The organism is Sphingobium sp. FG11 (assembly GCF_057809915.1).
Window position 1 is genome coordinate 133,190 of sequence record NZ_JBMDKW010000006.1, and the last position, 20,242, is coordinate 153,431.

A 20,242-nucleotide genomic window follows, 5' to 3' on the forward strand; every position below is an offset into this window, starting at 1 on the left:
GATTACGATCCCGGATAAATGGGGCCGGGCGAATGGTCTCTGCACATCAGGAGGGGAGTTTTACGCATGACCAGTCATTGCTTTCGGGTGTCCATAATCGCGTTGGTCGCCGGGCTTTCTATTCCGTCCGGCGCCTTGGCCCAGGCGGGCGGAACTGCGGATGTTCCCGAAGGGGAGATTATCGTCACCGCGACCCGCAACGAAACACTGGCTTCCAAAACCCCGGTCGCGCTGACGGCGGTCAGCGGAGCAGCGCTGACGGCGGCGGGTGTCACCAACCCCACGACGCTGGCCGAGCAGGTCCCCAACCTGTCGATCGATCGCAACAATGGCCTGCAGATCACCATCCGCGGCGTGACCAGTTCGGACAATACTGAAAAAGGCGATCCGTCCGCCGCATTCATGGTCGACGGGATTTATATCGCGCGTCCCCAGGCGCAGGAGGTAAGTTTCTTCGACCTCCAGCGCGTCGAAGTGCTCCGGGGGCCTCAAGGCACGCTTTTTGGCCGCAATACGACCGCCGGCCTCGTCAACGTCATCACCAACAAGCCGGAGCTGGGCAAGTTCAGCGGCTCGCTCGATGCATCCTATGGCAATTTCGATACGCGGCAGATTACGGGTGTGCTCAACATCCCTGTAAGCGACGCCGTCGCAATCCGGGCCACGGCCAATTACGACCGTCGCGACAGCTATCTGGTCCGGGGACCGGCCTTCACGACGCCGCTCGATCCGTTCAAGAAAAATCTATCGGGCCGCCTTTCCGCCCTGTTTGACCTGGGCGACGGCGAATTGCTGATCCGCGGCGATTATTCGTCGATCAAGGGCAACCCGTTCAACTTCCTCCCGACGGGCAATTTCTATCGGACTTTCGAGACGCCGGGCGTCGAGCCGATCTACAACGGGACCAGCAAAACCGCCGATCAACTGCGTACGATCAACGCGCCTGTGAACACCCCTCTCAATGCCGACAATTCGACCTGGGGCGTCATGGCGGACTTCAGCTATAATCTGGGGCCGGTCACGCTCAACTATCTCGGCTCCTATCGGGAATTCAAGCGTCGTGAAAACGGTGCATCTCTATTGAGCTTCGGAGGTGCCATACGTAACAATGTTGTTGGAGACTATTGGCAGAACAGCCAGGAAATTCGTTTCTCCGTCGGCGATGGTCCGCTCAAGGCGCAGGCGGGACTCTATTATTTCAAGGAACGGTCGAGCATCAGCGCGCTTTACTTTGGCGTGCTTTCGCCCACTCCAGGCACGCCAGGCTATGTATATGGCTTTCCTCAGGATCCGACAATCGCCGAATCATGGGCCGGGTTCGGACAGGCCACCTACGCAGTCGCCAGCAATTTCCGCCTGACAGCGGGCATTCGCTATTCGCACGACAAGAAGTCGCGTGATGGCGCTACGGTAGTTTGCGGCACCGTCGCATGCGATCAGCCCGGCGATTCAGCGACGCCCAATATCGCCGCCGCATCTTTTTCCAAGGTGACCTGGCGTCTCGGCGCGGATTTCGATCTCAATGATCGCACCTTGCTCTACGGTGTCGTCTCTACCGGGTACAAGGCCGGCGGATTTAATGACGGCTGCGCTACCGGCACAGGCCCAACCTGCGGCCTCCTCGCCAGCGAGCTTTACTACGAGCCGGAAACGCTGACCTCTTATGAAGCGGGCATCAAGACGCGGTTCCTGGACAACGCTGTGCGGCTTAACGCCTCGGCCTTTCATTATGACTACAAGAATATCCAGCTCAATCAGATTGCAACCTGCGGCGCAGGCCCATGCACGCGCATTTCCAACGCGGCGGCCGCAAAGGTCGATGGCGTGGAGCTTGAAGGCGTGATTACCCCAGCGCCATCGAGCAAGGTCGACTTCTCGATGGCGTGGCTCAATGCGCGCTATGATGACTACCAGCTCACGCCGACGGTTAATTTCGCCGGCAGAAAGCTCGACCGCTCACCGTCTGTCGTGGTCACCGCCGGTTACACGCACAGCTTCGAACTCGCTAACGGCGCCAATATCCAGGCGGGCGTGCGCACGCGCGTTTCGGACGACTTTAAACTCGCCGCGCTCGGAACGCAAACCCAGTTCCGCGTTCCCGGCTATACCAAGACGGATGTGCTCATATCGTACAACGCGCCCGGTGACCGCTGGTATGTCCAGGGCTTCGCGAAGAATCTCGAGAATAATATCGTTCTTTCGACGGCAACCAACGGCTTCTTTGGTTTTTCCCAGATTTCCGATCCGCGCACTTATGGCGCGCGCGCCGGCGTGAAATTCTGATACCGTTCGATCCCTCATGTCGGAACCGGGGTGGCCCACGATCCACATGGATCGCGGTCCGCCCCGTCTGACTCAACATGGAAGAGAGAAAGCGGTGACGACATTGATTCCGGGATATGGTCAGTCAAGCTCCAGCCAGGCTCCCGCGTCTCGCGCGCTGGTTGCGGCGGTCGTCGCGCTCTTTTTCATCTGGGGCGGGCTGACCAGCCTCAACGACATTCTGATCCCGAAGCTCAAGGGCCTGTTCTCGCTTTCATATACCGAAGCGATGCTGAGCCAGTTCGCCTTCTTCATGGCCTATTTCATCGTTTCGATCCCCGCCGGCGCGCTGATCGCGCGGATCGGGTATATCAAGGGTATCGTCATCGGGCTTGCGACCATGGCCGTTGGTTGCCTGATGTTCGTCCCCGCTTCGTCGTCGGGGATTTACTCCTCGTTCCTCGCAGCGCTGTTCGTATTGGCCGCCGGAATCACGATCCTGCAGGTCGGCGCCAACCCGCTGATCGCCAATCTGGGCGATCCGTCGACATCGCATAGCCGGCTGACGCTGGCGCAGGCGTTCAATTCGCTCGGCACCACGATATTTCCGCCCGTCGGCGCGCTGATCATCCTCGGCTCGATGAGCAAGGTGGACCCCGCCAGCCTTGCGCCCGTGGAACGCGCCATTTTCCTGGCCAAAGAGTCAGCGGTCATCGGCCACGCCTATATCGCCATTGCCGTGATACTGCTGGCCGTGGCGCTGTTCTTCTTCCTGCGGCGTTCCGCGATCACCGGCGGACTGGGCGCATCGGCAAGTCTGGCCGGTTCGTTCGCCCTGCTGCGGCGCAAGCGGCTGGCGGGGGGCGTGGCGGCGCTCTTTCTCTATGTCGGGGCGGAAGTCGCGATCGGGTCGATGCTCGTCAACTATCTTACGCAGGACCGCGTGATGGGGCTGAGCGAGCAAATGGCTGGAACCATGATCGCTCTCTACTGGGGGGGCGCGATGGTGGGCCGCTTTGTCGGCGCCGTGCTGCTTCGGCGCTTCAGGCCCGGTCTGGTCCTGGGAGCCGTCTGTATCGGCGCGGTCATGCTGATCGCCCTGTCGGCGCTGAGCGCGGGCGCGGTCGCCGGCTATGCGATCCTGGCCGTCGGCCTGATGAACGCGATCATGTTTCCGACGATCTTCAGTCTGGGAATCGAAGGTCTGGAGGAGCAGACGCCACAGGGTTCCGGCCTGCTCTGCATGGCCATCGTCGGTGGCGCGCTGATTCCCCTGCTGACTGGCGCGGTCGCCGATGCCACATCGCTGGCGGCGGCACTCGCCATTCCCGCCGCCTGCTACCTGCTGATCGCGGTTTACGGCTGGTCGGCCCGCAATCCCGCCTGAGAAAGGACATTCATGCGCGCTGTCTTGCTTACCTTGTCGAGTCTCCTCGCGTCGCAGCCGCTGATGGCGCAAAGCGGACAGGAGAATGCCGACGTAAAAGCCGCGCGGATCGAAGCGCAGATGACCGACGCCGAACGGATCAGCCTGTTGTCCGGCATCATGCCGATTTCGTTTCCGGGGCTTGAAGCAGATGTGCCGAAGGGTGTGCCCGCGACGGCGGGATATGTGCCTGGGATCGCGCGTCTGGGCATACCGTCCCAGCTTGCGACCGACGCGAGCCTCGGCGTCGCCAACCCTGCCCAGTTGCGCAAAGATGATGTCGCCACAGCGATGCCGTCGGGCCTGTCGCTGGCATCATCGTTCGATCCCGCGATGGCCGAACGCATCGGCGCGACCGTCGGTGCTGAGGCCCGCGCCAAGGGGTTCAACATCCTGCTCGGCGGCGGGATGAACCTTGCGCGCGATCCGCGCAACGGCCGCAATTTCGAATATCTGGGTGAAGACCCCTTGCTTGCCGGAACGCTCGTCGGTCACGCCATCCGCGGCACCCAGTCGCAGGGCGTGGTGTCGACCATCAAGCATTTTGCGCTCAATGGACAGGAAACCCTGCGTCATACGGCGGATTCGGTGATCGCGGAAAGCGCGCTGCGGGAAAGCGAACTGCTGGGCTTCCAGATCGGTATCGAGATCGGTCGACCGGGGGCGGCGATGTGCGCCTATAATCTGGTCAATGGGCAAAAGGCGTGTGACAACGACCATCTGCTGAACCACGTGCTGAAGGATGAATGGAAGTATAAGGGCTGGGTCATGTCGGACTGGGGCGCGGTCGATGACGTCTCCTATATCAAGGCCGGCCTCGATCAGCAGATGGGGTATCAACTCGACAAGCAGCATTGGTTCGGCCAGCCGCTCGCCGATCTCGTCGCCAGCGGGGAGGTGCCCAGAAGCCGTATTTCCGACGCGGTGCGTCGCATCCTGCGCAGCCTGTTCGCGGTCGGCATTACCAGCGCCTATGAGCCACAGCCGATCGATTACAAGTCGCATGCGCAGGTCGCGCTCGATGCAGCGCGCGGCGGCATCGTCCTGCTCAAGAATGACGGTATATTGCCGCTCGCCGCGACGGCTCGAAACATATTGGTGGTTGGCGGGAACGCTGATTTTGGCGTGTTGTCAGGCGGAGGGTCCAGCCAGGTCACGCCTTCCAATGGCGCGCCGCGCATTATCGACCAAAGCGTCGACGGGCCGATGGCATTATTCAGCCGCCAGTTCTACATGCCCGGCTCGCCGCTTAAGGCCTTGAGCGAGGCGCTGCCCAAAGCCAAATTCCAATTCCAGGACGGCTATTCCCCAGAAGCGACGGCCGCCTATGCCGCCAGGGCCGATATGGTGATCGTTTTTGCGACCAAGTGGGCAGGCGAGGGCATCGATTCCGGTTCGCTCGCCTTGCCGCAGGGGCAGGATCACCTGATCGCGGCGCTGGCCGAAGCCAACCCCAATATGGTGGTTGTGCTCGAAACGGGCAATCCCGTGACGATGCCCTGGCTCGATAAGGCCAAAGCCGTGTTGCAGGCCTGGTATCCGGGGCAGGAAGGGGGGCAGGCGATCGCCGATATTCTCACCGGCAAAATCAATCCCTCGGGCCGCCTGCCGATCACCTATCCCGCCTCGATCGATCAATATCCGCGCGTCGCGCTGCCGGGGCTTGGCCTGCCGGATCGCACGCCGGTCAAGGTTGCTTATGACGAGGGCGCGGATGTCGGGTATCGCGCCTTTGCCAAGTCGGGCCAGATGCCGCTCTTCTCCTTTGGCCATGGTCTGAGCTACACCAGCTTTTCCCACGGGCCTTTGTCGGCCAGGGCGGGCGCGTCGGTGCGGCTGCGCTTTACGGTCCGCAATGCCGGCGACCGCGCCGGGGCGGATGTGCCGCAGCTCTATCTGATCGAGCGCAATGGCGAAAAGCTCCAACGGCTCGCCGGCTTCCAAAAAGTGGCGCTGCAACCGGGCGAGCGCCGTCAGGTGACGATCGACGTCGACAATCGCCTGCTGGCCGACTGGAAGGATGGCGGCTGGTCGATAGCGGGCGGCAGTTACAGCTTCGCGCTCGGCGAAAACGCAGCGAAACTCGGCAAACCCATCACCATTCGACTGCCCGCCAAACAATGGAAAGATTGACGGCGGTGCGGGCGGGGTGACGTCAAGCGGCGAACCCCACCAACACCGCCAGCCGCGACCGGCGGATCAGTGCGCGGCGCGCTCGTCCGCCGCCGCCTCCGTCAGATCTAGCCGCACCCGCCAGGGATCCGACCCTCCCTTAGGGGTCCCCCCGGCGCCAAAATCCAGCAGCTTCTTTGTCCCGGCCTCGTAGCGCGGCCATGCCGGCAGGCCCGGACCGTTCGGATCTCCGTTTTTGGCGAAATTCACCCAATAAGCGTTCATGGCCTGCGCTACCGCCTCGTCCTGAGCGGTCAACGCCGGCCCGTATTTGGCCGAAACGGTGTCGAACACATAGGGGATTTCGGTCGCATGGGGCGCGCCGGTCTTCCACTCGTCGCGCAGGGCCTGGGCGACGTAGGAAAAGCGATACATATAGGCGGCCTGGCCGACCGCTGCGACCGAGGCGGCGACAAAGCGGGCCGGCTCGATCATGGTCGCGTCCATGGCGACCCGCGTGCCCACCAGCACCGCATCCCCGCTGTGGTCGGGATCATAGGCCGCACGCGCTGCCGCCCGGTCGCCTCCGAGGGGGGCGATCGCCTCATCGATGGTGCTGGCGCGGCTGAAACCGATGTCGGCGCTGTTGGCGCCCACGATCACCGGAACCCGGGCGATCGTCCCGGCACGATAGTCGGTCTCGGGCGATGTGACGATGATCTTGCCGTCCTGGATAGGACCCGCGAAATCCCCGGAGCCGGCGGAACTGCCAGAGGCCGCGAACAGGCTGGCGAGGTTCAGGCCGTCGATCACCTGATCGGCGGGCAGCGCGCGGAGTCTGGCGAGCGCGGCGGCACCCTCACTCTCGATGCCTTGCCGACGTGCAAAGGAAAGCCCCAATGTTTCGGCGGAGGGGCGGTCTGGCCCATCACCGCGCAGGGGGCGCGGCTTGGTCCGTGCGTCGCGGCCGCCGCCGGACTCGACGATCGCCTTGTGGAACAGCCCCTGCGCGTCGGGCGCGGCCATGAGTGCGTTGACCGAAAACCCTCCCGCCGACTCCCCGAACAGGGTGACATTAGCCGGATCGCCGCCAAAGGCCGCGATATTGGCCTTGACCCATTTCAGCGCGGCGATCTGGTCCATCAAGGCATAATTGCCCTTGGGTTCCTCGGGATGCTCGCGGCTCAGGGCCGGATGAGCAAAAAAGCCGAAGCGGCCCAGACGGTAGTTGAAGCTTACCACAAGCACGCCGCGCCGCGCGAAACGATCACCGGCATAAACGGCGGGCGATGAGCCGCCGTTGACGAATCCGCCGCCGTAGATCCAGACCATCACCGGCAACGGGCGGGCCGAAGCCTGAGCGGGCCGCCATATGTTCAGCACCAGGCAATCCTCCGACGGCGTCGTGCCGAGCGGCGCGGCGTCACTGTCGAACGGCTTCTGCATGCAGTCATGGCCATATTCCCTGGCGTCCCGTACGCCGCTCCACTTGACGGCGGGCCGGGGCGCACGCCAGCGCAGGTCGCCGACCGGCGGAGCGGCAAAGGGAATGCCGCGATAGGCGATCACCTCGCCCTGCGCGACGCCGCGCACACGGCCGGCGTCAGTCACGGCGGTCGGAGGCTTGGATGCGAGCGGTCCGGCGCGGTGAACGTCGGTCATCGTCTCGTCAACCGGCGAGGCCGGCCGATCGGCGGCAAAGGCAACGGGTGCGCCTGCCGTTGCCAGCGCCAACAGGGAAACGGGCACGAACATGCTGCTGCGGATATTCACCTGAAATCCCTCCCTGACTTTCACTGCCTGTTGCCGCGTTGCAGTGCCATTCTGGCCGACGGTTTGTCAACGTTGACTGACGAGGATCGCCCAGCATCAGCGCAGGCACGAGGCGCACTGCGTCGCCCATTTCGTCAACCAACTCGTCTTCTGTATGTTCGCCGAGATGCGTGGTGCGATCAGCCGAAGCGTTTCTGGGTCATCAGGCGTCTCGAGGCAGCCAGTCGAGTCCTGCTCGCGGGCCATCGGTTTCAAGCGCGATTCGAGCTTCGAGCCGAAATTCATTATCAGGGGCCAGGGACGGGCCTCAGTGGCCATGAGCATCGCCTGCGCCGTCGCCCTCCTGCAATGCAAGAGAGTCCCCAAGTCGGGCGACCTGCGCACGAACGGCTTTTGTCAGCTCGTCTTTACCGAACATAATCGATATTATATAAACCAATCACGATAAATTTATCGGCCAAAGCCACGTAATCTGCGAAACTGGAACCTAACCCGATCCGACCCTTTGCAGACGTTCGACGCCGAGATTTCGTCTCTCAGATGCGAACCGACCGCTTCCGGGGTGCATGAGCGGGCGCATGGCATGATGCCCACCGATCCCTTTAATAGCTGCGACGGCTGGGGCACGATTTACGCCCCCTTAGTCGCCGTTGGCATCAACCATGAAAACCGTGGATTTGCCTCGCGACGCAGGATCCCATCCTGCCGACAATGCTGCCCGGACCCCTCGCGAAGCAATCGCATCGTTGATGTGCAAACGTCCTTTCGGCAATCCTCTCATCAGGCGCTTGGGTGGCGGAAATTCCAGCACGGCTTCGCGCGGCATATCTCTCTGACGGAGGGAAACCGTCATTCCCTTCCAGCCATCGGAGGAAGACAATTGAGGCTCGCTCAGGAGTTCCCAATCATATTTGAAACCGTCGATCTCGACAGTGCCGCTGCGGCCGGGTGCTTGAAACATGTCATACCCTTAGCATGTCAGCAGCGGTACTCCATCCATGATATCGCAGGGTTTTCTCGACGCCGTCAGTCAATGCGTTTGCAACCTTAAACGCGGCAATTCCGCTCTGGGAGAAGCGTGGGATGAAGGTTTGTCTTAATCGCCCAGCCAATCGCATATAATCTCGCCCTTATGCCCGTCGGGCGCCAGCGCCGCGCGCAAAGCTTCCAACAGTGGCGGCAGTGTCTGCGTGAAAGCGTAGGGCGGATTGACGATATAGAGTCCCGCGCCGTTATAGATTCCGGGTTGTTCGCTGTCGTACAGCCAATGCTCCACCCGCAGCAATTTCGGGATGCGAAGCTTGCGTAACTGCTCCTTCCACTGCCAATGTGTGGCGCGGTCTTTCAGTGGGAACCAGATCACCGTCACGCCATGCGCCCATTTGCGGTGAGCGGCGGCAAGGGTGGCGGTGATGCGCGCGCGTTCGTCCGTCTGCTCATAGGGCGGGTCGACCACCACCACGCCACGCGCGGTGCGGGGCGGCACCATAGCCAGCCAAAGTTCGTAGGCGTCGCGTTCATGCACGGCCGCGCTGCTGCCCCGCATCACGCCGCGCAGGGTATAAGCGTCTTCCGGGTGCTTTTCGTTCAGGATCAGGAAATCCTGAGGGCGCAAAAGCTGCGCAAGAATCTGCGGCGAGCCGGGGTAAAGGTGCGGTTCGCCACCCATATTCACCGCCTGCACCGCGGCTCGGTAGTCGTCCAGCAAGGGATTCGGGTCAGCAAAGGCGCGCAGCACGCCCTGCGTGGCCTCGCCGGTCCGTTGGGCTTCGTCGCCGCCAAGGTCGTACAGCCCGCAGCCGGCATGGGTGTCGATCAGAGTCAGCGCGCCCTGCTTGTGCTGCAAGGCCCGCACCAGGGCGATCAGGAGGCTGTGCTTTACGACATCGGCGCTGTTGCCGGCATGGAAGGAATGGCGATAATTCATTGCGATTCAAAATCCTGACGATCTGCCTCTACGAGCTGCTGGACCTTCTGCAAAGCCAAGCTATGGCCGCGTCGGTATTGCTGGGGGCGGAAACCGAGCGCGAGGCGAAGCAACCAATCCGGTGCTCGCATAGAGTCGGGGCGTAAATGATACGACCCCTTGCTGCCGTTGTGAGGTGGGCCGGAAATCTGGACAGGGTGTTAAGCTACTCCCCACCTGACGGACGGGTACGGGAATGAAAACGAGGAGGAAGTGCTACTGCGCGGATTTCAAGGTGAAGGTGGCGTTGGAGGTGATCTGACGCTGGCGGAGCTGGCTGCCAAGCACGGCGTCCACCACGCGATGATCGCGGCGTGGAAGCGCCAAGCGATTGAGGATATGGCAAGCACGTTTTCCGGTGGGGGCGAAGCGGCCAGGGCGGCCAGCGACGCCGAGGTGGACAAGCTGCACGCGAAGATCGGGCAGTTGCTGATAGAGCGGGATTTTTAGCGAAAGCCTCACGGTGGACAGCCTCGACGCCCTAATCGCCATCGTCTCGACGGGGCGATATGCAGCGATTCTTCCCAAAAGTTATCAGAAGCTGTTGCCACCATCGACACAGGCCATCCCCATAGATCCTGTTCTGCCTGCAGCGCGGATCGGGCTTGTCCTGCCGGACCACAGCGTCCCGTCGGCAGTCACACAGGCCGTCCTCGCTGCCGCACGGGCGTTGAAGCTGCCAGAGCATTTCGGCGCTTTTGATAGTCATTGACTATCAGGCATAGCATCTCTCGATTTGATGGGGGCAGCCGAAACACGTATGAAGGGCCATCTGGAGGAGAAAGGCATGAGCGACAACGGCCTGGATCCAGCCACGGGGCATGATCCTGTCGCTGGCGTAGAGCCATATGATGGCCCCGCCGGTGGCTGGGGTGCGCTGAAAGCTGTCGCGCTGGCCGTGCGCGACCAGATGGGCGCCTCCACCGATATGCGCGCCCTCCTCAAGATGAACCAGCCGACGGGTTTCGACTGTCCCGGATGCGCGTGGCCCGATCCTGTCAGGACATCCTCCTTCGAATTCTGCGAAAATGGTGCGAAGGCCGTCACATGGGAGGCGACGGCCAAGCGGGCCGATGCGAATTTCTTCGCCCGGCACAGCGCCACCGCGCTATGGGAATGGAGCGATCATCAGTTGGAGGATGCGGGTCGCCTGACCCATCCGCTACGCTACGATTCCGACAGTGATCATTTCGTGGCGATCAGCTGGAACGAGGCCTTTGCTCGCATCGGCGCGGGCCTCAATGCGCTGGACGATCCCAATCAGGCCGAGTTCTACTGTTCTGGCCGGGCGTCGAATGAGGCGGCGTTCCTCTATCAGCTGATGGCGCGGACCTATGGCACCAACAACTTCCCCGATTGCTCCAACATGTGCCATGAGGGCACCAGCGTGGGGCTGCCCAAGTCAATCGGCATCGGCAAGGGCACGGTGACGCTGGATGATTTCGAGCAGGCGGACGCCATCTTCTGCATCGGGCACAATCCCGGCACCAACCATCCCCGCATGCTCACGACGCTGAGCGCGGCCGCGCGCCGTGGTACGCCTATTGTCGTCGCCAATCCGATCAAGGAACGCGGCCTCGAACGGTTCAAGTCGCCGCAGCATCCGACCGAGATGCTATCGCCCAGCTCCACACAGCTCGCCTCCGCCTATCATCAGGTCCGCGTCGGCGGTGACAGTGCGATGTTGAAGGGCATGATGAAGGCGCTGTTCGAGGGCGATGCGGCCGATCTGGCGGCAGGTGGTGCGGGCCTGCTCGATCACGCGTTCATCGCCGAGCATACGCTGGGCATTGAGGACTTGCGCGCGGACATAGCTGCGACCGGCTGGGACGAGATCGTCCGCCGCTCCGGCCTTTCGCGCGACGCGATGGAGGGCATGGCGGAGACCTATTGGAAGGCCGAGCGCGTGATCTTGTGCTACGGCATGGGCGTTACGCAGCATGAAAATGGCACAGCCAATGTGCAGCAGCTCGCCAACCTTCTTCTCCTGCGCGGCAATATGGGCAAGCCTGGCGCGGGCATCTGTCCGCTACGCGGCCATAGCAATGTGCAGGGCGACCGCACGGTGGGGATCACGGAAATTCCCGGTGAGACGATGCTGGCGCGGCTCGATGCCCGCTTCGGCATCACCAGCCCGCGCGCCCATGGTCATGCGGCGGTAGAGTCCCTGCTGGCCATGCGGGAGGGGCGGTCGAAGGTCTGCATCTCGCTGGGCGGCAATCTCGCTGTCGCCATGCCCGATCCGAAAGCCTGTTTCGAGGCCTTCCGCAAGCTCGATCTGTCGGTCAATATCCTGACGAAGTTCAATCGCACCTGTCTGTTGCTGGCGAAGGAGACCATCGTGCTGCCCTGTCTCGGGCGCACCGAGCTGGACGAACAGACAGATATTGGAGGTCGGCAGCCACCGAACGAAGGCAGGCGTGATCCTTCGCCTTGCGCTTGCGCCGGAAATCCGGCCGCGCCCGCATAACCGGGTGCGGCACGAAGTCAGCTGCCAGCCTCTCTGGCAGCGGGTAGCACCTCTCTAGCCAGCAGCCTGTATGACGTCTCTATTTCGGGATCGTTGGAAAGAGGCAAGAACAGCATCAGCCGGTCTACACCAAGTTCCCCTAATTTACGGATCCGCCGGATGCAGTGCTCCACCGGGCCGACAATGCCGAACTGATCAATGAAATCGGCATTAAGCACGTCTATTTGAGCGCCGCCTTTCCCATGCGTGTTCATATTATACACTTCAGCCAGTTTTAGCATGACTTCAGTCTGGCAGTCCGTTGCCGGGCCAATCACGCGCCTGTTCATTACGGAAAATCGGGCCATGGTGGCAACGGTAGCGGCCGCAAGCCTGCGAGCGACAGTGACGTCAGAATGCGGAACCACGCAGACATATGCTCCGATTTTCAAGGCGTCGGGCATCCGGTCGTGAGCCGCGGCCGCCTTTTTGGCGATGTCGATCCCCCAACCAATGCGATTCGGTTCGGCTGCGAGACCTAGAATCACAGAATCGGCTGTTCGCGCCGCTGCCTCAATCGCTTTAGGACCTGTCGCGAAAGCTTCGAGCGGCACTTTTGGCATGTCGAAATCGGAAAGCCACTTGATCCTGCTGCCGCTAGGACCCGTGCCAATTGCCAGATTGGCAAAGCCAATCCGCGCTCCCGGCACCAAGGAACTCGCCACGTCCATAGGAACGTCTTCGCCACGAAGATATTGCTGCAGGATCGCCAGATGATGTTCGAACTGAGCGATCGGCATTGGCGATGCGCCGATATAGGCAAGAGCGGAATCGCCGCGCCCGACGCCGAGCACGGCGCGGCCTCCCGAAATCAACTGCAAGGACGAAGCAGCCGACGCGGTCACGGAAGGATGACGGGTAATGGAATTCGTCACGCCCGTCGCGAGCTTCACTCGCGAGGTCGCCTGAGCGCAAAGAGTGAGATATGTCCACACATCGGGGAACATGCATTGTGAATCCACCATCGCAACACCGTCCCAGCCATCAGCCTCCAGTCGGGCCGCCTCTTGTGCCCCTGAACGGGGCTCCTTCGCTGTGAGATTGGTCCAGAATTCAATTTTGGCCATTATGCCCTCATTGGCTTTGTTAAGCGGAAACAGCGCTCAGGATTTGTTAAGTACGGATATCCCGAGGAGGTCCGGTGACAACGTCAGTCTAGGCAAATTGGCCATGCGACAGAGCCGGTGCCGGTGCCGGTGCCGGTGCCGGTGCCGCATGGCCAGACTGCTCAGAACTTGTAAGTAAACTGGAGGATCACCTCACGAGGCCGATTGGCAAACGCGCCGACATCAGCACGCGTCCCAGTCGCAAAGCCTGATGTCGTACCAGTAAACGCCGTATCGAAAGCCAGTGTCGGACGAAGTTTATCCGTGAGATTGCGTCCGATCACAGCAAGCTCCCACTTGTCCGCTGCATCCATGATACGAGCCTGAAGATCGAGGAACTGAACAGACCTGGATACGGACTCAGGCGACAAATCGCCTGCGGCATAATAAGTGCTGTTGAATCTTACGCCGCCGCCCAATCCAGCCTTGAACTCACTCCCCAATGGAAACACATAATTGGCGCTCAAGTTGCCGGACCAATCCGGCGCAAAGGAAAGGGGACCACCGGCCAAGTTTTGCGAAGTGAAGCGACCCGAAATCGGGACCTGATTGCACCCTTGCACAATGGTTTGACCACCATAGCAAGTCGCGATGAAATTCTTGTACCTTGCCTGGTTGTAAGCGATCGCGCCCGTGATCGTCAGACCATCAATACCGTGCGGATTGAAGGTAAAATCGGCTTCAACGCCCCGAACTCTTGCGGCCGCAGCATTCTGCGTTGTGATCGTCCCCGACGTCGGATTGACCGACGACACCTGAAGATCACTGACATTGTAGGTATAGGCTGCGGCGTTGATTCGTAGTGACCTATCAAACAGCCGCAACTTCATTCCGACTTCGCCGCCTTTGGTATATTCCGGCCGGAACGCATTGACCGACGGGGTTGTCGTTACTGCGACGGTGGGAGTTGCAAATCCACCGGACTTGAATCCTTTTCTGTACGACCCGAAGAATGTAATGTCTTGCGTGGGCCTGTAATTCAAGCTGATTTCAGGAGACCAGTCGTTAGACTCGATCTCGCTCGGCGTGAAAAAGAATGTCCGGTCCGCGCCCGTAAACTTGGAATATACTCGCTCCCGCTTGCGCTCGTTGGTGTAGCGGACGCCTCCCGACAATTCGATCTGGTCAGTAATCGCATAGGCCAGCTGGAGGAAGCCGGACTTGGTCGTACCCCTGAGCGAATACCAATTATTATCGAAGCGTCCGATAGCGGCGCCGGGCGCGCCGGCACCGCGATAGGCGCTGGGTCGGTAGTCCAGATGCGCGTCCTGGAAATAGGCACCGAGCGTAAAGTTCAGCGGCCCGCTGAAGCTGCTCGCCAGCCGCAATTCCTGAGACAGATCGCGGCGGTCGATGGGCAAATGCAGGACGACATTGGAGACCGGGCCTGAATTGAGATTAAGACCGCGGTAATTGCTCTTGTAGAATCCCGAGATGGAAGTCAGCGTCAGATCAGAAAATTTATACTCGACATTCAGGCTACCGAGATATTGCCGGGTCTTGTCATAGTCCTCGCCCTTGAACACGGGATCGAGGGCAGCGACGGCTGGCGAAACGGTGCCTAAAGGATTCACCGTGCGGTTCAGGGTGCAGTCGAAATTATTCTGCCCTGGGAGGAACTCCGGCCCGGCCATACCTCCGGTTGGACAGGATATCCTCTGGAATTCATTGAAGGAAGAGGTCCCGGATACATTGGCTATCGCCATTTTGAGGACTGCCGAAAAGTTGTCGTCTGGCTTGAATGCGATTGTTGCACGCCCGCCCCATTCTTCACGATTGGGAGTGCGCTTTGATCGAGGGCCGAATACAACGCCCGGAGCATAATCCCGCGGCAAAGGATTGCGGAAATAACCTTCCATATTGTCATAATATCCGGCCAGGCGGATACCAAGACTATCGGTAACCGGCCCACCTATGGCGCCTTCGGTTCTCCATTCATCCGCTGTCAGTTCATAGAATGTCCTGACGTACCCATTCAACTCTGTGCCGGGGCTTTCCGAAATAAAGGAGATGACGCCCGCCGGACTATTTTTCCCGAAGAACAATGCCTGCGGTCCTTTCAGCACTTCGACTCGGGCCAAATCGAACTGCCCTATGCGAAGCGCGACGGCATTGGAAACCTGCACGCCATCGATATTGATAGAGACCGCCTGATCCGAAGAATTTGTTATACCACTGCTGATACCTCGAAGAGCCAGCACGCCGCCTGTAACCGATGGGCCTTGGCTGATCTCAAGTTGGGGGACAAGCTGGCTGATCTTGTAAATATCGACAGCCCCTTGATTTGCCAGCGTATCTCCGCTGATCGCTGTTACCATGACAGGAACGGCCATGTCGGACTCAGCCTTCCGGCGTGCCGTCACGATAATATCCTGCGAAACGTCGCGCGCTTCAGCGTCAGCCGATGGCGGCACTATACCCGCAGGCTGATCGGCTGCGAAGGAAACCGAGCCGCCTCCGATGACGCAGAACGCTGCAGCCCCGGTCAGAAGTATCCACTTATTCATCCCCTCTCCTCCTTTTAATTCAATGGTCTTTTTTAGTTTTCTTGTGCGTTGTCGAGCGACACACATCGCTCATATCATTGAGCGCTTATAATGCAGGATTAGGTTGAGCATTCTGCCGAGGCCAAACTTTATTGACCATTGGAAAATGGTCGTGGCGCGTTATAATTACATTTGCAATTGAAGATGATCGACTATGGCCTCTTGCCGTGACTGCTCAGGTGTTTTGTGTCATCGTTGTCAAATAGAGACCCTGCGATGAGTTTACACTGGCGTCGGAACGGTCACGATATCTTGTCAGTTCGTATCGGGATGGCGTTGAGGGTCGACATCCCGGCGAGCAATTCCATGTCATCCATTCCCTGCCCGTCAATATATCGGAGTTTACGTCGCCCCGGATTGTTTGCGCGCTTCCAGCGGCCCTTATGACCCCAGCCATGCGGCAATGCGACGTTCCCGGTTTTCATGTGAGGCGAATATTTAGCTGGGACATAAACCTGTCCTGCACGGGATGAAATGCTAACCATCTCACCATCCTCGATATTCAATGATTTCGCATCTTCGGGGTTGATATGCGCATAATGTCGGCGGCGATCACTCACCAGCGAGGGAACATTGTGCAACCCGGCATTATCCCACAACAGCTCAGGCGAGGGCTTAACTATTCTGCCCCGACCTCGCGAAGCAGATCGCTCAGGGCAACGCTTTGGTCGAGATCAGAAACGCCCCTGAGAAGCCTTTTGGCGGCGTCGGTCCCAATCACGGGAACTGCCAGGCTCATGAACTTGGACTCGATCCTCTCCCCTTGGCGGAAGAGATCGCCCTCGACGACGCCGGTATCATGATCAGCCTCGTGCCGGGCGCCGGCATTCGTCTGGACGATCACCCGAACCGCGCCACCCGCAGGCATGTCCCCGTGAACTGACACGCGCTGCCGCATGGCGACAAGCTCGGGATCGGAAGCGCTTTCGTCCGAAAAAGTCTCAAGGGCCGAGCTGTCCCGTCGGCAAAGTGTGAGAGCGGCCGCGTGCCTGAGACTGAATTTGGCCTCAAGACCATTAGCCGGATCGGGAATGTTACACGCCGCAAGGTGACCCGGCGCAACATGAATATCGACAGCCACCACGGCGTCCGACGAAAAATTTTCCTGCTCTCGCAATTTGATAAGGCAATCTATGGTCGAATGAGTCATGTAACAGGCTGCGTGGTATTTGAAGAGCGTCTTGACGATCTCAGTGCCTGGCGGAGGAATCATGGGGGAGCGAGACGGCTCCAGGCTGAAGGTCGAGATGAACCCCTGATCCGCCTCCAGTGCGCCAGGATGCGCCGTGAACCCCCTCGAGGCCAGTCTTGCCGCGAACACACCATTGGCGGCGGCCTTCCCGGCATGGAGTGGCTTGGCCATACTGCCGAACATCGCTTTCAGTCCGGCACTCTGCGTCGCCGCCAGGCCGATCGCGTGTGCCATCTGCGTCTCATCCAGTTCGAGCAGCAGGCCAGCGGCCACGGTCGCGCCAATGGCACCGATCGTGCCCGTCGCGTGAAACCCCATGCCATAATGGGATGGGGCCATCTGGGCGCCGACGATGCAGGCGATCTCATAGCCGGCAATGTAGGCGGTTAGCAAATCCCGACCACTCTTGCCCTCAGCCTCCGATACGGCGAGGGCAGCCGGAAATGTCGCCACGGTCGGATGTCCCTGCATCGTGCGGTTGACGTCATCGAAATCAAGCGCGTGTGACGCCACGCCATTGGCGAGTGCCGCATCTCGTGCCGACAGGCGGCAGCGTCGGCCGATTACTGTGCATGGGCCTCCGCCATCCGATTCCAGCTCGTCAACCAGCAGCACGGCGCTGTCTTCCCGCGCGCCGGGCAAGGCGACGGCAAACCAGTCCAGAATGCACTGCTTGGCGACCATCAGGGCGTCAGCGGGCATGGCGGCAGAGTGATAGCCGAGCGCCGTTCGAGCCAGGAGCCTTGTGAGGCCCGCATTGGGCGGTGCCGGTTGACTGCCGCTGCCCATATCGTCAACCCCGCCTCCTTCAAGCAGGCCTGGGATGGGATGCGGGCGCAAGGGCCTAACTTGCATCTCGGACACAGTCGCTCTCCACATAGATGGCTATTATCAGATTTGCCACTCTAGGGATGCGGCGGGGTCGATTAGCAAGCCTAATCGCCGTGACCTGTATTCCGATTGCATGAGTAATGAAGCGATCCGACCGGTCAGCACCTAGGACCCAAATACAAATGTAATGCCTTTGTGGATGACTTGCCGACGCGTCAGACAACGGCATAATATTCGGGCCTGGAAAACAGATGTCCGCAGCGAACGGACGGGCACCTCAAAGGGGAGTGAGATGACGACCAAAATAGCTTTGTTATATGGCTCGATCGGGATGATCATGATGGTCCCGAGCGTTGCCCAGGCTCAGCAGCCCGCAGCTGTGGATTCAGCATCTTCTGCCGGCATTCCTGAAATTGTCGTGACAGCGCAGAAGCGAGCGGAAAGTATTCAGAAGGTTCCCGCGACTATCACAGCGCTCGGTTCCGAAGCACTGGAAACGCGCCAGATCAATGATGTGGCAGCATTGCAATCGCAAGTGCCCGGCCTCGTCGTGGGTGAAACCTTCGGCGCGACCCTGATCGCGCTACGCGGGATCAGCACCGGGGTAACGTCCGGGGCCGAGGACCCGTCCGTCGCGACCCACATTAACGGCGTATATCAGCCGCGATCGCGCACGATCGATTCCGCGCTGGTGGATCTCGATCGCGTGGAAGTTTTGTCCGGCCCGCAAGGTACGCTCTACGGACGCAACGCGACGGCCGGCGTCATCAACTATATCCTCAAGCGGCCATCGAGCAGCTTTCAGGGCGAAGTGACGGGCAGCGTCGGCAATTACGAAACATTGGGCGTCAGGGGCCGGGTGAGCGGCCCGCTGTCGGACAATGTCCGCTTGCTGGCTTCCGGCGTGTTCGAGAATCGCGACAAGGGCTTTACGAAAAATCTTCAGCCAGGCGCGCCGCAGTCGCGCTTGCAGACCAGCCGCGTCGCCGGCGGGCGAGCCGCGCTGGACATCGATCTTCCGGGTGGCGCGGGGATCGAGCTGGATGCGATCTATCTGGACAGCAAATATACCCCGACCACCCTTGCTTTCGGCCCGTCGCAGGAGGGCTTCATTCAGGCCGCGCTGAACCCGCAGTCATTCAATCCACGCGAGGTATATACCAACTACAGGTCGCTGGATCGCACCAAATATCTCCAGTTGATCGGGACGATCAATGTTCCGCTGTCCGATGATGTCAGCCTGAAATCGATCACCGGATATCAGCGCTTCCGCAACCATCTGAGACTCGACGGCGACGCCAGCGGGACCCTGGTCGTCGAAAGCGACATCCGGTTTCGCAGCGATACGTTCAGTCAGGAACTCAACCTTAACGCCTCCCTTTTCGACGGCAAGTTGAAGTCGATATTCGGGGCCTTCTATTATAATGACAAGTTCAATCATCAGGGCGATTCGCCGTTCAACCTGGCCTTTTTTGGCAATCCGCTGTTCATTTTTTCGGTTGAAGGTCCCATCCACGGCGAATCCTATTCTGCGTTCACCGACCACACCTATTCCGTGACGGACCGCCTGCGCCTCCAGGCCGGCATTCGCTTCAATCATGACAAGAAGTCCGCGGCGACCAACGTCCTGTTCGACGGCGTCGATGTGTGCCCCGCGCCGTCCGCATCCAAGTCATGGAATAGCTGGACACCGCGCGTCGGCGTTCAATATGACGTCACCGACAGTTCGATGCTCTATGCGCAATATAGCAAAGGGTTCAAGGCAGGTGGCTTTGCGGCGTCGAGTTGCATGGATGAGTTCGACCCCGAAAAAATCAGCGGCGTGGAAGTTGGCCTGAAGGCGAAATTCTTCGACAATCGGGTCCGGTTCAATATCGCCGGCTATAGTTACCGCATCAAGGACCTGCAGGTGCAAAAGGTGATCGATGCGGGAACGCTATTGATCGAGAATGCAGCGCGCGCCAAAGTATATGGCGTGGAAGCATCGCTGAGCGCGCAATTGGCGACACATTTGCGGCTGGATGCGTCGGGAATGATCCAGTCGGCGAAATATGACGAGTTTTTCAATTGTAATGAAAAGCTGTTCATTGGCGCATGTGGAGCCTTCGATCCCAGATCCGATGCTGATCGCCTGTCGGATGCTTCGGGCAACAGGCTCAATCGCGCGCCGCCCTATTCGGCTAATGTCGGGCTGGAATATGATGTGATGCTGAACAATGACGGCAAATTTCTCGTCCGTGGCGAGTCCGTTTTCAGCGGCCGGGTGGACTATAGCGAATTCCCGACGGCGGGATCGCAGCAGAAGGCCTACAGCCTTCAGAACGCCTTCCTGACATACACCAGCCCCAATGACCGCTATGTCCTGCGGGCGTTCGTCAAGAATATCACGAATAAGGCTTATAAAAGCGGCTATCTTTTCTTCTCGGCGATTCGCCAGGATACCGGCCAATATGCACCGCCGCGTACATTTGGCGCGGAGGCGACGGTGAAGTTCTAAACCTCTCTTCGACACAGCCTCC

The 20,242-nt window shown here is 60.1% G+C and carries 12 protein-coding genes and 2 pseudogenes; 7 read left to right on the forward strand and 7 right to left on the reverse strand.

All coding sequences use genetic code 11. From position 1 onward, the window contains the following. Window positions 1-18 precede the first annotated feature (18 nt). The 3 genes from ACODSN_RS07440 to ACODSN_RS07450 all read left to right on the forward strand — a co-directional run bounded on the left by ACODSN_RS07440 (window position 19) and on the right by ACODSN_RS07450 (window position 5,821). A complete protein-coding gene (locus ACODSN_RS07440) occupies window positions 19-2,283 on the forward strand; it encodes a TonB-dependent receptor (protein ID WP_489054301.1) in 2,265 nt (754 codons plus the stop codon). Between the two features lie 94 nt (window positions 2,284-2,377). Then, window positions 2,378-3,649: a sugar MFS transporter gene (locus tag ACODSN_RS07445; RefSeq protein ID WP_489054302.1), complete on the forward strand. Its 1,272-nt coding sequence runs from the start codon at window positions 2,378-2,380 to the stop codon at window positions 3,647-3,649. Window positions 3,650-3,661: 12 nt separating this feature from the next. Then, on the forward strand, window positions 3,662-5,821 hold the full coding sequence (locus ACODSN_RS07450) for a beta-glucosidase family protein (protein ID WP_489054304.1): 2,160 nt from the start codon (window positions 3,662-3,664) through the stop codon (window positions 5,819-5,821). Window positions 5,822-5,887: 66 nt separating this feature from the next. On the opposite strand, the gene ACODSN_RS07455 is transcribed toward ACODSN_RS07450, so the two are convergent. The 3 genes from ACODSN_RS07455 to ACODSN_RS07465 all read right to left on the reverse strand — a co-directional run bounded on the left by ACODSN_RS07455 (window position 5,888) and on the right by ACODSN_RS07465 (window position 9,500). Further along, a complete protein-coding gene (locus ACODSN_RS07455) occupies window positions 5,888-7,573 on the reverse strand; it encodes a carboxylesterase/lipase family protein (RefSeq protein ID WP_489054305.1) in 1,686 nt (561 codons plus the stop codon). Window positions 7,574-8,213: 640 nt separating this feature from the next. Beyond that, on the reverse strand, window positions 8,214-8,534 hold the full coding sequence (locus ACODSN_RS07460; RefSeq protein WP_489054306.1) for a hypothetical protein: 321 nt from the start codon (window positions 8,532-8,534) through the stop codon (window positions 8,214-8,216). 135 nt (window positions 8,535-8,669) lie between these two features. Next, window positions 8,670-9,500 carry a 23S rRNA (adenine(2030)-N(6))-methyltransferase RlmJ gene (locus tag ACODSN_RS07465; RefSeq protein ID WP_489054308.1) on the reverse strand — a complete coding sequence of 277 codons (831 nt, stop codon included), beginning with the start codon at window positions 9,498-9,500 and terminating at the stop codon, window positions 8,670-8,672. Between the two features lie 235 nt (window positions 9,501-9,735). On the opposite strand from ACODSN_RS07465, the pseudogene ACODSN_RS07470 reads away from it, so the two are divergent. From ACODSN_RS07470 to ACODSN_RS07480, 3 genes and pseudogenes are all read left to right on the forward strand, one after another. Then, a pseudogene (locus ACODSN_RS07470) lies at window positions 9,736-9,986 on the forward strand (transposase); the annotation flags it as partial. A gap of 16 nt (window positions 9,987-10,002) precedes the next feature. Continuing rightward, the gene (locus ACODSN_RS07475) at window positions 10,003-10,251 is read left to right on the forward strand and encodes a hypothetical protein (protein ID WP_489054309.1); all 249 of its coding nucleotides are present in this window, start codon (window positions 10,003-10,005) and stop codon (window positions 10,249-10,251) included. A gap of 75 nt (window positions 10,252-10,326) precedes the next feature. After that, window positions 10,327-11,919: pseudogene (locus tag ACODSN_RS07480) on the forward strand (FdhF/YdeP family oxidoreductase); the annotation flags it as partial. A 107-nt stretch (window positions 11,920-12,026) separates the two neighbouring features. On the opposite strand, the gene ACODSN_RS07485 reads toward ACODSN_RS07480, so the two are convergent. The 4 genes from ACODSN_RS07485 to ACODSN_RS07500 all read right to left on the reverse strand — a co-directional run bounded on the left by ACODSN_RS07485 (window position 12,027) and on the right by ACODSN_RS07500 (window position 17,681). Then, window positions 12,027-13,115 carry an LLM class flavin-dependent oxidoreductase gene (locus tag ACODSN_RS07485; RefSeq protein ID WP_489054311.1) on the reverse strand — a complete coding sequence of 363 codons (1,089 nt, stop codon included), beginning with the start codon at window positions 13,113-13,115 and terminating at the stop codon, window positions 12,027-12,029. Window positions 13,116-13,276: 161 nt separating this feature from the next. Continuing rightward, a complete protein-coding gene (locus ACODSN_RS07490) occupies window positions 13,277-15,661 on the reverse strand; it encodes a TonB-dependent receptor (RefSeq protein WP_489054312.1) in 2,385 nt (794 codons plus the stop codon). Between the two features lie 281 nt (window positions 15,662-15,942). After that, complete coding sequence (locus ACODSN_RS07495) at window positions 15,943-16,281, reverse strand: molybdopterin dinucleotide binding domain-containing protein (protein ID WP_489054313.1); 339 nt, start codon at window positions 16,279-16,281, stop codon at window positions 15,943-15,945. Window positions 16,282-16,319: 38 nt separating this feature from the next. After that, the gene (locus ACODSN_RS07500; protein ID WP_489054314.1) at window positions 16,320-17,681 is read right to left on the reverse strand and encodes an MmgE/PrpD family protein; all 1,362 of its coding nucleotides are present in this window, start codon (window positions 17,679-17,681) and stop codon (window positions 16,320-16,322) included. A gap of 460 nt (window positions 17,682-18,141) precedes the next feature. On the opposite strand from ACODSN_RS07500, the gene ACODSN_RS07505 reads away from it, so the two are divergent. After that, entirely contained in the window at window positions 18,142-20,220 is a 2,079-nt protein-coding gene (locus ACODSN_RS07505) for a TonB-dependent receptor (RefSeq protein ID WP_489054315.1), read from the forward strand. Window positions 20,221-20,242: the final 22 nt, after the last annotated feature.

Excerpts from the sequence above, each read along its gene's own strand:
- ACODSN_RS07440 (WP_489054301.1), top strand. The coding sequence starts at position 19 with ATGGGGCCGGGCGAATGGTCTCTGCACATCAGGAGGGGAGTTTTACGC.
- ACODSN_RS07450 (WP_489054304.1), top strand. The coding sequence starts at position 3,662 with ATGCGCGCTGTCTTGCTTACCTTGTCGAGTCTCCTCGCGTCGCAGCCG.
- ACODSN_RS07460 (WP_489054306.1), bottom strand. The coding sequence starts at position 8,534 with ATGTTTCAAGCACCCGGCCGCAGCGGCACTGTCGAGATCGACGGTTTC.
- ACODSN_RS07465 (WP_489054308.1), bottom strand. The coding sequence starts at position 9,500 with ATGAATTATCGCCATTCCTTCCATGCCGGCAACAGCGCCGATGTCGTA.
- ACODSN_RS07485 (WP_489054311.1), bottom strand. The coding sequence starts at position 13,115 with ATGGCCAAAATTGAATTCTGGACCAATCTCACAGCGAAGGAGCCCCGT.
- ACODSN_RS07490 (WP_489054312.1), bottom strand. The coding sequence starts at position 15,661 with ATGAATAAGTGGATACTTCTGACCGGGGCTGCAGCGTTCTGCGTCATC.
- ACODSN_RS07500 (WP_489054314.1), bottom strand. The coding sequence starts at position 17,681 with ATGGGCAGCGGCAGTCAACCGGCACCGCCCAATGCGGGCCTCACAAGG.